The 12,203-nt window shown below is 69.4% G+C and carries 14 protein-coding genes; 2 read left to right on the top strand and 12 right to left on the bottom strand.

What is annotated here, in order from left to right; genetic code table 11:
- From accD to ACWDSL_RS15405, 8 genes are all read right to left on the bottom strand, one after another.
- Positions 1-1,227: acetyl-CoA carboxylase, carboxyltransferase subunit beta (gene accD / locus ACWDSL_RS15440; RefSeq protein ID WP_450485501.1), on the bottom strand; the 1,227-nt coding region annotated here is incomplete at its 3' end.
- 31 nt (positions 1,228-1,258) lie between these two features.
- Positions 1,259-1,588, bottom strand: a complete 330-nt coding sequence (locus ACWDSL_RS15435) for a TcmI family type II polyketide cyclase (protein ID WP_385618509.1) — start codon at positions 1,586-1,588, stop codon at positions 1,259-1,261.
- Positions 1,589-1,590: 2 nt separating this feature from the next.
- Positions 1,591-2,055, bottom strand: coding sequence for an SRPBCC family protein (locus ACWDSL_RS15430; protein ID WP_450485499.1), 465 nt, complete (start codon positions 2,053-2,055; stop codon positions 1,591-1,593).
- Between the two features lies 1 nt (position 2,056).
- Positions 2,057-2,314 carry an acyl carrier protein gene (locus ACWDSL_RS15425; RefSeq protein ID WP_450485498.1) on the bottom strand — a complete coding sequence of 86 codons (258 nt, stop codon included), beginning with the start codon at positions 2,312-2,314 and terminating at the stop codon, positions 2,057-2,059.
- A complete protein-coding gene (locus ACWDSL_RS15420) occupies positions 2,314-3,552 on the bottom strand; it encodes a ketosynthase chain-length factor (protein WP_089509017.1) in 1,239 nt (412 codons plus the stop codon). The genes ACWDSL_RS15425 and ACWDSL_RS15420 overlap by 1 nt, the downstream gene beginning before the upstream one ends.
- Positions 3,549-4,829 carry a beta-ketoacyl-[acyl-carrier-protein] synthase family protein gene (locus ACWDSL_RS15415; RefSeq protein WP_450485495.1) on the bottom strand — a complete coding sequence of 427 codons (1,281 nt, stop codon included), beginning with the start codon at positions 4,827-4,829 and terminating at the stop codon, positions 3,549-3,551. Before ACWDSL_RS15415 ends, ACWDSL_RS15420 begins: the two co-directional genes overlap by 4 nt.
- Positions 4,826-5,233: a cupin domain-containing protein gene (locus ACWDSL_RS15410; RefSeq protein ID WP_385618499.1), complete on the bottom strand. Its 408-nt coding sequence runs from the start codon at positions 5,231-5,233 to the stop codon at positions 4,826-4,828. The genes ACWDSL_RS15415 and ACWDSL_RS15410 overlap by 4 nt, the downstream gene beginning before the upstream one ends.
- 84 nt (positions 5,234-5,317) lie before the next feature.
- Positions 5,318-6,532 (bottom strand): SchA/CurD-like domain-containing protein, encoded by a 1,215-nt coding sequence (locus ACWDSL_RS15405; protein ID WP_450485493.1) that lies wholly within the window; start codon positions 6,530-6,532, stop codon positions 5,318-5,320.
- 157 nt (positions 6,533-6,689) lie between these two features.
- On the opposite strand from ACWDSL_RS15405, the gene ACWDSL_RS15400 reads away from it, so the two are divergent.
- Complete coding sequence (locus ACWDSL_RS15400) at positions 6,690-8,318, top strand: FAD-dependent oxidoreductase (RefSeq protein ID WP_450485491.1); 1,629 nt, start codon at positions 6,690-6,692, stop codon at positions 8,316-8,318.
- Positions 8,319-8,588: 270 nt separating this feature from the next.
- Here the strand turns inward: ACWDSL_RS15400 and ACWDSL_RS15395 are convergent, their stop codons facing one another.
- Positions 8,589-9,011 carry an ATP-binding protein gene (locus ACWDSL_RS15395; protein ID WP_450485489.1) on the bottom strand — a complete coding sequence of 141 codons (423 nt, stop codon included), beginning with the start codon at positions 9,009-9,011 and terminating at the stop codon, positions 8,589-8,591.
- Between the two features lie 180 nt (positions 9,012-9,191).
- A complete protein-coding gene (locus ACWDSL_RS15390; protein WP_450485487.1) occupies positions 9,192-9,932 on the bottom strand; it encodes a GntR family transcriptional regulator in 741 nt (246 codons plus the stop codon).
- A gap of 78 nt (positions 9,933-10,010) precedes the next feature.
- Between ACWDSL_RS15390 and ACWDSL_RS15385 the strand changes: the two genes are divergently transcribed.
- The gene (locus tag ACWDSL_RS15385) at positions 10,011-11,105 is read left to right on the top strand and encodes a DUF1152 domain-containing protein (RefSeq protein WP_450485485.1); all 1,095 of its coding nucleotides are present in this window, start codon (positions 10,011-10,013) and stop codon (positions 11,103-11,105) included.
- Between the two features lie 47 nt (positions 11,106-11,152).
- Here ACWDSL_RS15385 and ACWDSL_RS15380 read toward each other — a convergent pair whose 3' ends face one another.
- Both ACWDSL_RS15380 and ACWDSL_RS15375 read right to left on the bottom strand, forming a co-directional pair.
- The gene (locus tag ACWDSL_RS15380; RefSeq protein WP_450485483.1) at positions 11,153-11,581 is read right to left on the bottom strand and encodes a hypothetical protein; all 429 of its coding nucleotides are present in this window, start codon (positions 11,579-11,581) and stop codon (positions 11,153-11,155) included.
- Positions 11,582-11,589: 8 nt separating this feature from the next.
- Positions 11,590-11,961 carry a hypothetical protein gene (locus tag ACWDSL_RS15375; protein WP_450485481.1) on the bottom strand — a complete coding sequence of 124 codons (372 nt, stop codon included), beginning with the start codon at positions 11,959-11,961 and terminating at the stop codon, positions 11,590-11,592.
- Positions 11,962-12,203: the final 242 nt, after the last annotated feature.

Here is a 12,203-nt window from a genome sequence, read left to right as displayed (position 1 = left end):
CGCCGGCCCGCCGTCCGGGTGGCGGGCCGCCGCGCTCAGGGGGGCGGCGGGGGCTTGCGGGCCGCCGTCCGGGCCCGCGTGCGGTTGGCCGTACGCGGTGGCCTGCTGCTCGCCACGCGGGGCGGATTGCTCCGCCTCCGCCTGTGCGTTGGCCGGGCCGTGGGCCGCCGCGCCCGGGTGGGTGGTGGCGGCCGTGTCCGGCTCACCGTGCGGCGCCGCGTCCGGTCGCCCGTACGCGGTGGCGTGTCGGCCCCCGGACGGGGCGGGGTTCGGCCTCCCCGCCGGTGCGTCCGCCGGCCCGCCGTCCCGGTGGCGGGCCGCCGCGCTCAGGGGGGCGGCCGGCGCCTCCGGCCCGCCGTACGGGGGCGCGGCGTGCCGCCCGCCCGCCCCGCCGGAGGCGCCCCGCGCCGGGGTCCCGGCCGCCGGGCCTCCGGGGCCCGACGCGGCCGAGCTGCCCAAGGCCAGCAGCCGAGCCAGCGTGGGGCGGAGGGCGGAGCGGGGGATGATGTCGTCGACCATGCCGTGTTCCATCAGGAACTCGGCAGTCTGGAAACCCTCCGGCAGCCGCTCCCGGGTCGTTTGCTCGATGACCCGGGGCCCGGCGAAGCCGAGCCGTGCGCCGGGTTCGGCGAGGATGACGTCGGCGAGGGTGGCGTAGGACGCCGCCACGCCCCCGTACGTCGGATCGGTGATCAGCGAGACCGTCAGGATCCCGGCCTCGTCGAGTTCGGCCATCGCCTGCGCGGTCTTGGCCATCTGCATCAGGGCCAGCGCGCCCTCCTGCATCCGGGCCCCGCCGGAGGCGGTGATCAGCAGCAGCGGGACGCGCCGGGCGAGGCTGGTGCGGGCCGCCTCGCAGATCAGCGCGCCCACCCCGCAGCCCAGGCTGCCGCCGAGGAACCGGAAGTCCATGGCCGCCACGACCACGGGCCGGCCGTCGATCCGGCCCAGAACGCAGATCACCGCCTCCTTGAGGCTCGTCTTCGCCCGCGCGTCCGCCAGCCGCTCCGCGTACGGCCGGGTGTCGGCGAACTCCAGCGGATCGTGCAGCGGCTGCACCTCGCCGACCGGCGCCGCGGAGTCGGCGTCGAGCAGTTGGTCCAGCCGCTGCCGTGCGGTCAGCGGGCTGTGCCAGCCGCAGTCCGGGCATACGCGCAGGGTGCGCGCGAACCTCTTGCCGTAGATCAGGTCGGCGCAGCGCTCGCAGCGCACCCAGTCCGCGACCACAGTGGTGCTCCCTTTCTCAGGTGTGCCTTGCTCAGGCGCGGTCGCGCTCCCAGCGGTAGAACTCATGCGCCATGGCGTCCTTGGGCTCGCGCCATGTCTCCGGGTCGTACGCCTGCACAAACGGCTGGAGCCGGGCGCTGACGTCACGGAACTCGGGGTGCTTGGCGTACCGGGCGACCTGGTCGGCCGGCGGCTGCTCGGCCTCGATCAGATGCAGATACACATCGCCGAACTGGAACAGGCTGCGCCCGGTGACCCCGATCAGCCCGGGCAGTTCGCCCCGGTCGGAGTGGGCGAAGACCTTGGCGATATCGGGCCCCGCGTCCCGGTTCATCTTGGCGACGATCATGGTGCGGTACATCGTCAGGCCTCCACCGTGGCGCGGGCGCGCTGCTCGATCTTCTCCCGGATGAGCTCCATCTGGATCTTGGAGTTGCGGTTGATGAGGTCCGTCATCCCGGCGTCGTCGATCGGCGCGTCGGGTCTCATCTCGAAGTCCTGGGTCCAGCGCATCCGGGTGCCCTTGGGCAGCTCGTCGTACTCCCAGCGGATGTTCATGAAGGCGAACGGGCCGGTTTCGACCCGGCGCGCCCATACGGTGTGCACATCGCGGGCGGTCTCGCGCTCGGACACCCAGCTCCAGACCTTGCCGTTCTCGTCGGGGTGCATGGTCAGCCGGAAGGTGGTGGTGTCACCCTCCCGCCGCAGCACCTCGACCGAGGCGTACTCGCTGAACAGGTCGGGCCAGTTCTCGATGTCGTTGGTCATGTCCCACACCAGGTCCATCGGTGCCGCGATGGTGATCTCGTTGTCGGTGTGCCCGGGCATCTCAAGCTCCTGCGGTGATTGAGGCGTTGATGACGTCGATGAAGTCATTGGGGGTCTTGCAGCTCTCGGCACCCGGTTCGATCGGGGTGCCGTAGTGGTTCTCCAGCTCGCCGACGATGGCCAGCAGACCGAGCGAGTCGAGGCCGAACTCGGTGAAGGTCATCTCCGGCGACCCCGTGAGGGCGGCCGGGTCGACGGTCAGGCCGGCGCACTTCTTCATGAGCGCGGCCAACTCCTGGTGGGTGAATTGACGGGACATCACATATCTCCTTCCGGGCCGCGGAGCACGAGCGCCGCGTTGTAGCCCATGAGCCCCCGGCTGAGCACCAGCGCACACCGCGGCTCGGCGGGCCGGGGACTGCGGGTGACCAGGTCGAGCTCATGGCAGACGTCGGTGACATACGGCGTGGGCGGCACCATGCGGTGCTCCATGGCGAGCACCGCGGCCGCCACGTCCAGCGTGGGAGCCGCGCAGTGTGCCCGGCCGAAGCCGGTCTTGGGCGCGGTCACCGGGACGCGGGTGCCGTGCGGGCCGAGCGCGTCGGCGATCGCCAGCGCCTCGGCCCGGTCCGCCTCCGGCACACCGAGCGCGTCCGCGAACACCACGTCGATCTCCTCGGGCGCGCACCGCGCGTCGTCCAGCGCCACGCGGATCGCGCGGGCCAGCCCCTCCCGGGACTCCTCCCACCGGGACGCCCCGGTGAAGGTCGCCCCGTAGCCGCTGATGAACCCGCGGATCGGCACCCCGCGGCGGCGGGCCGCCCCCTCCTCCTCCACGACGAACATGGCCCCGCCCTCGCCGGGTACGAAGCCGCATGCGTCGGTGGTGAACGGCAGATACGCCCGGCCCGCCTCACGGGCCCGGCTCAGCTCCCGCCACCCCAGCTGACACACCATCGAGTACGGGGCGAGCCCCGCCTCGGTGGCGCCCGCGACGATCGCGTCCGCCCCGTGTCGGATCGACCGCCGTGCGTGCGCCAGCGCGTCCAGTCCGCCGGCCTCGTCGTCCGCCACCACACCACACGGCCCCTTGAAGCCGCCGCGGATGGAGACCTGGCCGGTGCTGGCCGCGTAGAACCAGGCGATGGACTGGAACGGGCCCACATGGCGCGGGCCCTTGCCGTACAGCTGCTGCAGCTCGCGCTGGCCGAACTCGCCGCCACCGGAGCCGGCCGCGGTGACCACGCCCACGGCGAACGGCGACAGGTCGTCGACCGGCAGCCGCGAGTCCTCCAGTGCGAGGTCGGCGGCGGCCAGCGCGATATGGGTGAAGCGGTCGGTCTGGACCAGCAGCCGTTCCTCGATCATCGTGGCCGGGTCGAAGCCACGGATCTGGCCCGCGACCCGCACCGGGAAGTTCTCGCTGCCCTCGCGGGTGAGCCGGTCCAGGAAGCTGATCCCTTCCCGGGTCGCCTTCCAGAAGGCGTCGGTGCCCACACCGTTGGGCGCGATGACCCCGAGCCCGGTCACCACCGCCCCCCGGGCCCGGGCACTCATTGCGCACCCGCCCGGCTCAGCACCACCGCGGACTGGAAGCCGCCGAACCCGCTGCCGACCGACAGCACATTGCGCAGCGGCAGGGCGCGCGCGGTGCGCGGGACATAGTCCAGGTCGCACTCGGGGTCCGGGGTCTCGTAGTTCGCGGTCGGCGGGACCACTCCGTGGGCCAGCGCCAGGGCGCAGGCGGCGAGCTCGATCGCGCCGATCGCCCCCAGCGAATGCCCCACCATCGACTTGATCGAGCTCATCGGCGTCTTGTACGCATGGGCGCCCAGCGACCGCTTCACCGCGGCCGTCTCGTGCCGGTCGTTCTGCTTGGTGCCGGAGCCGTGCGCGTTGACGTAGTCGATCTCGGTGCCGTCGATGCGGGCGTGGCCGAGCGCATGGTTGATCGCCTCGGACATCTCCAGGCCCTCCTGGGTCAGACCGGTCATGTGGTAGGCGTTGCCGTAGGTGGCGAACCCCTTGAACTCGCAGTACGCATGGGCCCCGCGGGCCCGGGCGTGCTCCAGCTCCTCCAGGACCAGCACGGCCGCGCCCTCGCCGAGGACGAAGCCGTCGCGGTGGGCGTCGAACGGCCGGGAGGCGTGGGCCGGGTCGTCGTTGTTCGTCGAGGTCGCCTTGATGGAGTCGAAGCAGGCCACGGTGAGCGGGGTGACCGGGGTGTCCGCCGCCCCCGCCACGCACACATCGGCCCGGTTCTCCTCGATCGTCTGGAAGGCGTACCCGATCGCGTCAAGACCCGACGTACAGCCCGTCGACACGGTCTGCACCGGCCCGTGGGCGCCTGCCAGCTCCGCCACGCCGGAGGCCAGCGCGCTCGGCGAGAAGGCGTGGTGCAGATACGGGCCGGCCCGCCGATGGTCCACGTCCCAGCGCGCGCCGGACTCGCTGACCTTGACGTAGTCCTGCTCCAGCCGGGTGGAGGCGGCCACCGCCGAACCCATCGACACGCCTATCCGCCACGGGTCCTCGGCACCGGACCCTCCGGACCCCCCGGGCTCGATCCCCGCGTCCCGCATCGCCTCGGTGGCGGCCACCAGCGCGAACTGCACATAGCGGTCCGAGCGTTCGATCTGCTCGGCCGTCAGCCCGCAGGCCACGGGGTCGAAGTCGCATTCGGCGGCGATCCGCGAACGGAACCTCGCGGCGTCGAACAGCGTGATGCCGCGGGTCGCCGTGCGGCCCGCGGTGAGCATGTCCCAGAAGGCCGGGACGCCCAGACCCCCGGGAGCGACGACACCGAGCCCGGTGACCACCACCCGTCGGGTCACGACGCCGCCTCGGCGGGTTCGGCGGTCTCGGTGTCCACATGGCCCAGCTCCGGGCGCGGGGCCAGCGGGCCGAGGTGGAAGACCATCCGGGCCTCGGTGTCGCCCACGTTGCGGAACCGGTGGCGCATGTTGATGGGGATCAGAAGCCCCTGGTCGGCACGGAGCGGATGCGCCGTATCGTCCAGGTCCACTTCCAGCTCACCGCACACCACGTACACGAACTCCTCGGAGTACGGGTGGTAGTGCTCGGTGACGCGCTCGCCGGGCTGCACGACGGCCATGCCCATGAAGCCGCTCGTGGCGCCCACCGTGGTGGGGGTGAGCATGGCGCGCACATCGCCGCCGCGGCGGCGGTTGGGGGCGACCGCGGACAGGTCGACGATGAGGTGGGACTGCGTGGTCATAGTGGCCTCCAGAAGGCGGCGCGGCCGCCGCGCACGACGGAGAGTGGGTGGGGGTTGGCGGGTACGGGCTCGGGAGGGGGAGTGTCAGTAATCCGCCGCGCGGCGGTCGGTGACCGGTTCCATGTCGCAGTCGGTGAGGAAGCGCCGCAGCCCGGCCTCGCTCGACAGATCGATCTTCGTCTTGCCGCCCGCCCCCGCGTCGAGCAGCCGGGCGTCGAGGAGCCGGCCCAGCACCGCGGCCGCGCGCGGCCCGCTGACCCCGGCCGCCACCGCGAGATCACGGTCGAGCGGTGCGTCCATGTCCACCATGCGTACGACGATGTCGTCGCGCTGGAAGACCGTGCTGCTCACGATCGTGTGCTGCCCCTCGCCGCCGTCGGACGCCATCGCCGCCTTCGGCTTGGTCACCGCCAGGTCGTCCTGACGGGCCAGCAGACTGGCCACCGCCGGGCCGCAGCCCTCCTTGACCGGGTAGAGCAGCATGTGGCGCCGGAGATTCGGCGGGCGGCTGGGGTCCGCCGTCAGATGGTGCACCACGGGCAGCGCCGCCCGCATGAAGAAGTCCCGCGCGGCCTCCGGGTCGTCCAGGTCGCGGTCCTCCTCCAGATGCGGGTTGATGGCCTCCTCGACCGCACGCACCTCCGGCTGCCTGGCCACATGGCGCAGCGCCGCCACCAGATCGCCCTTGACCTCGACCGCCCGTACGACACGGTTGCCGCTCATGAACAGCGAGGTGCGGCACAGCCGGGTGTTCTCGTCCACGCGGGCCTCGGGCGCGGCGTAGTCGGCCAGGATCTTGGCTACGCTCTGCTCGCTGCCGGGCTTGACGGTGAAGGTCAGGGCGTGCCGCACCAGGCCGTCGCCGACCCGCGGGGCCAGCTGTACGGGGGGCGCGGCGCGGCGGCCGGCCGCCTCCCTGGCCGAGAAGGTCTCCCGCAACACGCTGAACCGCAGCGACCGGGTGTCCTCCACACATCCGTGGAGGGGCTTGACCATCTCGCGGTGCTCGGGGCTCTCCACCCAGCTCAGAAACGGCGGAGCGCTCTCCCACTCGCTGGTGATCAGCCACTGCGAGGGGTTCTCGATCGACTGGCACAACTGGTCGCTGATGTGGCCCGGGACCGCGGCCACCTGCTGGGACAACTGCTCGTAGGCATGCAAGAAACGCTCTTCGGCGCCCACATGGACCGACACCAGCAACACCACACGCAGCCGGGCGTCGGTGAGCGTGGAAGGCCGAGGCGGGGACTCGGTCGTCGAGGACTTCGCGGGCCGCGAAGTCTTGGGCAGGGTGCTCATATGTTCCACTCCTCCTCCGGGGGCGTCCTTCGCCGACGCGGCGCCCGTTAGTCGATCGTGGAGCGCTCCCACGGATGCCGCGAGATATGTGAGCCATCCGGGCGAAGGGGCTCACCAGACGCCTGACCAGGGACAAAACCCCGGGAATAGCAGCGAGATGAATCCCCATGTCGATGAGCGTGTGCCAGTACTCGTCGTGGGCGGATCCCTGGTGGGACTGTCCGCCTCACTTTTCCTGGGCCGTCTGGGCGTCGGACACCTGCTCGTGGAGAAACACGCGAGCACCTCCACGCACCCGCGCGGGCGCGGAAACAACCTCCGCACCATGGAGTTGTTCCGGACCGCGGGAGTGGAGTCCGCGATCCACGAAGCCGCGTCCGTCCTGGCCGGCAACCATGGCATCCTGCAAGCCGAATCCCTCACCGGAGTGGACCACCACTGGCTCTTCCGGGAGATCGACCCGGGCGGCGCCATGCGCGGGCTCAGCCCCTCCGGATGGTGTCTGTGCAGCCAGAACGACCTTGAACCGGTCCTGCTGCGGACCGCCCAGGAGCTGGGCGGCGAACTGCGCTTCTCCACCGAACTGATCTCCTTCGAGCAGGACGCCGACGGGGTGACCGCCGTCGTCCAGCACCGGGAGTCCGGGCGTACGTCCGTGGTGCGCGCCGACTACCTCATCGCCGCCGACGGCCCCCGCAGCTCCGTACGCAGACGCCTGGGCATCGGCCAGACCGGCCGCGGCGAGCTGTTCCACAACGTCAGCATCACCTTCCGCGCCAAGCGGCTCGCCGATGTCGTGGGCGACCGCCGCTTCATCGCCTGCTATCTGACCAACCCGGCCGCCGACGGGGCGCTGCTCCCGGTGGACAACGCAGAACAGTGGGTCTTCCACGCCCCCTGGCACCCCGAAACCGGCGAGACCCTGGAGGACTTCACCGACGAGCGGTGTGCCGAACACATCCGCAAGGCCACGGGTGTCCTCGACATGGAGGTCGAAATCACCGGCAAGGCTCCCTGGCACGCGGCCGAACGGGTGGCCGAGCGCTACCGCGACGGCCGGATCTTCCTCGCCGGCGACTCCGCCCATGAAATGTCCCCCACCGGCGCATTCGGCTCCAACACCGGCATCCAGGACGCACACAACCTCGCCTGGAAACTCGCCGCCGTCCTCGGCGGCTGGGCCGGCCCCGGGCTGCTGGACACCTACGGCGTCGAACGCCAGCCGGTCGCCGTGGCCACCAGCGCCCGCGCCGCCGCGCGCTCCGCCGAACACAACCACCCCGGCTACACCCCGCCACCGTCCACCGGCGGCCCGCAGCGCGATGTGCTCGCGGTGGCCATGGGCTACCGCTACGCCTCCGACGCCGTCCTCGGCGCCGACCCCGCCACCCCCGCCGTCCCCGACCGCTTCACCGCGGGCGGCGAACCCGGCAGCCGAGCCCCCCATCTGTGGGTCGACCGCGACGGCTTCCGGCTGTCCACCCTCGACCTCTACGAGCGCACCTGCGTCCTGCTCACCGGCCCCGAAGGCGCCGCCTGGCACGGCGCCGCGCTACGCGTCGCCGACCGCCTCGACATCCCCCTCGCCGCCTACCGCCTCGGCCTCGACCCCACCCACGACCTGACCCCCGACCCCGGCACCGACTGGACCGAACTCCACGGCACCACCCCCCAGGGCGCGGTCCTCGTCCGCCCCGACGGCTTCATCGCCTGGCGCGCCGAGGGCGCCGAACGGGAACCGGAGCGAGTCCTGGCCGGAGTCCTCCAGTCCGTCCTCTGCCGCTGACCCGCCGCTGCCCCCGGACCCATCCGGGCGGGCCCGGCCGACCCGCGCGACGACTTCGCGCTGGCCGGGCCCGCTCGCCCGTCACCCGTCACGGGTTTGGACCGGTGCTTACGGGCCTACGTCGGGGCCGGAGGTTCCGCAGCGCAGCAGTGCATGGGCGAAGGCGATGTCGGCGCCGGCCGTGACTTCAAGGGATTTGATTTCGAAGCGGGGACGTGTAGCGAGTGTTGCACCGACGAAGTGCAGGCCAAACGAAGCCGCCAACGGGACTCACTCACCATGCGGAGATCGAGGCCGGTAGACAACGGGCCCAGGGGGCCACGCGTGATCGAGCGTGAAGGACACGACGGTACCGCCGAAGCGGCTCGGCCCGGCGTGCCACGAGTCGGCCAGCGCGTTGACCAGGAACAGACCACGCCCGTGGGCTTCGTATGCTGCTGCCTCACGCATCCGCACATTCGCAGGGAAACCCGGATTGTGTACGTCGACACGCAGCGCGCGTCCTTCGCGGTGCCACTCGACGCGCACCAGCCACTCATCTTCGGCGTGCCCGAAGACAATCGCGTTGGTGACCACCTCAGTGATCATCAAAAGGCAATCGTCGATCGGGGAGGCCAGGTTGTAGGCGGTGGCGAACTTGCGGAACCAGCGTCGGGCGCGCGGCACCGACTCCGGCCAAGGGCGCAGGGTCATCGCACCGAGTGGCGCCTCGTCTGGTGTACTCGTACCCGGGCCGTCAGTGCCAACGTTCATCTTCGCACCACTCCTCACGCCGTGCCGTCGCTGCACCATCCAAGTGGCATTAGCCACTCACTGGATGGTGGCATTAGCCACTTCGCTCAGGCAAGCGGTTGAGTGTCAGCGGCGGCGATGTCACCCCAACGGGTATCCCTGTTCGAAGGCCCAGCGGCCGGGCGGATAGGTGGCTTCGGCGAACTCCAGTGGACGGTCCTGCAGGTCGAAGACGACGTGATGCACAATCAGCACCGGCGAGGCGGGTGTCAGCCGCAGATCGGCAGCCTCCTCCTCGGTCGCCGCCCGAGCGCACATTCGGTCCTCCGCGTAACTGCCTTGGCGGCCCGTCACCTTCTCGACGTGCATCAAAGTCCCCTCCTGGATGCGTTCCGGGTCCAGGAGCTTGGGCGCGCGCTGACCCACCTCCGGTGGGAACCAGGAGGTGGACAAGGTGATCGGTCCACTTTGGTCATTCGTGACCCGCCTGCGGTGTACCGCGCGGCGATCCTTGGCCAGGTTGAGTGCCTCTGCCACGTGATCCGGCGCGTCAAGCCACCCGGCTGAGGTGATGACCGCGTATTCGCCGGGGGAGTAAATCTTGCCAGTCTGCCTGGCCCGTCCGTACAACTCCCGCGCCCGGCGGTTCACCTCGAGGCTCCGGACATAGGTGCCGGAGCCCTGACGTTTTTCCACCAGGCCCTGATGGCTCAGTGCCTGCAGGGAGCGGGCCGCTGTCGGACGCGAAACGTTCCAGTCGGCCGCCAACTGACGTTCCGACGGGACCTCGTCACCCGGCCGCAAGTCGCCCCGCAAGATCTGATCGCGGATGTAATGCGCGATCTGCAGGTACTTCGGCTGAGCCTCTTCGATCTGTGGCATGCGGTTCCTTCGTAAGTGGCTAATACCTCTGGCCACTATAGGGTGAGCGGGCAGCCGTGCAGCACGTACGCTGATCGGGTGACGCACCTGATCGTGGCTGGGGGAGGCGGGGGTGACGCCGTCGCCGCCGCGATGCTCGAGGCTGCTCTGTACGGCACGGAGGACCGGGCGGTGATCCTCACTTACGCCTGGGACCGACTGCTCGTCGACCCCGTACCGGGGCCGCGCGGACCGGCCGACTTCACCCGCCTTCAGCCGTTGACGCCCAGCGTCTACGCCGTCCCCGCTGGGGCGACCCCGGTGCCGCCGGCCGGGTCGACCCTCCCGCGTCTTGCCGAGGAACTCCCGCACACCTTCGCCCTGACAAACCCCTACGGCGGGGTTCGAGGCATGGTCCGGCAGATCGAAGAACTCATCGACCACCTAGCCCCGACGTCAGTCGACCTGCTGGACGTGGGCGGTGACATCCTCGCTCGAGGTGATGAACCTACCCTGCGCAGTCCCCTCGCCGACGCGCTCTCGCTCGCCGCGTGTGCCCGGATCGACGCGCCCATTCGGCTCCTGGTCGCTGGTCCCGGGCTCGACGGTGAGATTCCCGCGGATATCCTGCGTGAGCGGCTGGGCCGCGTGATCCACACCCTGACCGCCGAAGAAGCCACCCGCATCAGCGCGGTCATGGAGTGGCACCCGTCAGAAGCCACCGCAATGCTCACGGCCACCGCCCGAGGTGCACGTGGCCTCTGTGAAATTCGCGACGCCGGACTTCCGGTCCCCCTCACCGACGACGGACCCACCGTTCATGAAGCGGACCTTGACGCTGCCTTCCACCGCAACCGGCTCGCATGTGCCGTCGCCGCAACGACCGGCCTTAGGGAAGCCGAGCAACACAGTCGTGATATCTGCGGATACTCCGAAATCGACTACGAGCGGGACAAGGCCACACGTCTCGATGAGGCATCCAAGGCCAGCTTCGATCCTGACACCGCACTCCAGCGGCTCGAGCGCTTCCAAACCGAAGCCCGCACTCGCGGGATCACCCACACGACGTTCCGCCGCCTCACTGAAGCCCTCGGCCTCGGCGGGGCTCACCGCACCGAGCTGCGCGATCTCCTGATCAAGATACATCCTGACCAATACGTCTCACCGCTTTGGCACCTCGGGCCAGGGAACTGATTAGCGAATATCCTCGTCTGAGGACAACAGGCTTGTGCTCGGATTTTTTAGCCCAGGTGAGGGTGATGCGGGTAGCCTAAATATCGACTGATTACTTCAATATCGTCGCGATCTTTTTCTCTGTTGAGGCGCGACTTCCATTCCATTACCCTGGGCAAAGGTGCAAACCGGACCCCGTTAAAAGTCTCCCCTTCGTCGATCAATTTATTGATGTCGTAGTCGAACCAGCCGTTGAGTACCTCAATGTCGCCGGAGGCGAGAACAATGTGCTCTGCGTAGCCGAGGGGGGCTGGTAAGGGGGTGCCGAGGCGTAAGGCTTTCTTCCAGGCGGGTCCCCGTGCCACAATGTCGAGGTCACCGACATTCGATCGAATTCCGTGGGCCAGCATAGGGCCGCTTCCGGCAACGAGGAAGTCGTTAGCTGGGAGGTCCAGGGAGATCAGCTTTTTGAAGAGAGGTTGTTCGCTTAGGTCCATACCAACTCCTAAATGGGCGGCAGCCCAATAGCGAGTCTGGTGGCACAGGATGCCAGCAGTGCTGCCGTCACACTGGCCAATGTGCCGACCAGATAGTAGTCGGCGACCAGCTTTCCGCCTTGACTGATTCCCGGGGACCGGGTGAATGATTTGGCGGCAATAACTAAGGCTGCGGCCTCAGGCTTCCCTGAAGCCAAGAATCCGAATAAAAGGATTCTTTCAATCCATCCAATATGGGCGGCTGATGCGACAAACTCTCTGATGTTCGAACCGAGTGCTCCTGTGGCGACATGGGACTCGATTTCGTCGATCAGCGGTTTGACGATTCTTGCGATGGTGGATCCGCAGCCGACTACGGCAATCAAGCCGCCGGAGGTCACGATGAATACGCGATCGCTATCCGCTAGCTCGCGAATGCGAACGAGGCCGGCGTTCGCCCCGACGTATGTGTAGGTTACTCCCGCAACGAGGAGCAGTGCGCCCGCAGCATATCTGGTTGCGGTGACCGATGGGATGGCTATCCGGTTCGGGAGTCCAGGAAGCGGCTCCCATGGCTTGCACATGAGCGCGATTGAGAGGCTGCATAAGACTGTTGCCCCTAGAATTAGCCAAATCTTGGGGC

The organism is Streptomyces sp. NPDC000941, from assembly GCF_053599555.1.
This window is presented reverse-complemented; position numbering and strand designations above follow the sequence as displayed.

What these genes read in the sequence shown, in the direction of transcription:
- ACWDSL_RS15435 (WP_385618509.1), bottom strand. Translation starts at nt 1,588, where the DNA reads ATGTACCGCACCATGATCGTCGCCAAGATGAACCGGGACGCGGGGCCC.
- ACWDSL_RS15430 (WP_450485499.1), bottom strand. Translation starts at nt 2,055, where the DNA reads ATGCCCGGGCACACCGACAACGAGATCACCATCGCGGCACCGATGGAC.
- ACWDSL_RS15425 (WP_450485498.1), bottom strand. Translation starts at nt 2,314, where the DNA reads ATGTCCCGTCAATTCACCCACCAGGAGTTGGCCGCGCTCATGAAGAAG.
- ACWDSL_RS15420 (WP_089509017.1), bottom strand. Translation starts at nt 3,552, where the DNA reads ATGAGTGCCCGGGCCCGGGGGGCGGTGGTGACCGGGCTCGGGGTCATC.
- ACWDSL_RS15410 (WP_385618499.1), bottom strand. Translation starts at nt 5,233, where the DNA reads ATGACCACGCAGTCCCACCTCATCGTCGACCTGTCCGCGGTCGCCCCC.
- ACWDSL_RS15405 (WP_450485493.1), bottom strand. Translation starts at nt 6,532, where the DNA reads ATGAGCACCCTGCCCAAGACTTCGCGGCCCGCGAAGTCCTCGACGACC.
- ACWDSL_RS15400 (WP_450485491.1), top strand. Translation starts at nt 6,690, where the DNA reads ATGAATCCCCATGTCGATGAGCGTGTGCCAGTACTCGTCGTGGGCGGA.
- ACWDSL_RS15395 (WP_450485489.1), bottom strand. Translation starts at nt 9,011, where the DNA reads ATGACCCTGCGCCCTTGGCCGGAGTCGGTGCCGCGCGCCCGACGCTGG.
- ACWDSL_RS15390 (WP_450485487.1), bottom strand. Translation starts at nt 9,932, where the DNA reads ATGCCACAGATCGAAGAGGCTCAGCCGAAGTACCTGCAGATCGCGCAT.
- ACWDSL_RS15380 (WP_450485483.1), bottom strand. Translation starts at nt 11,581, where the DNA reads ATGGACCTAAGCGAACAACCTCTCTTCAAAAAGCTGATCTCCCTGGAC.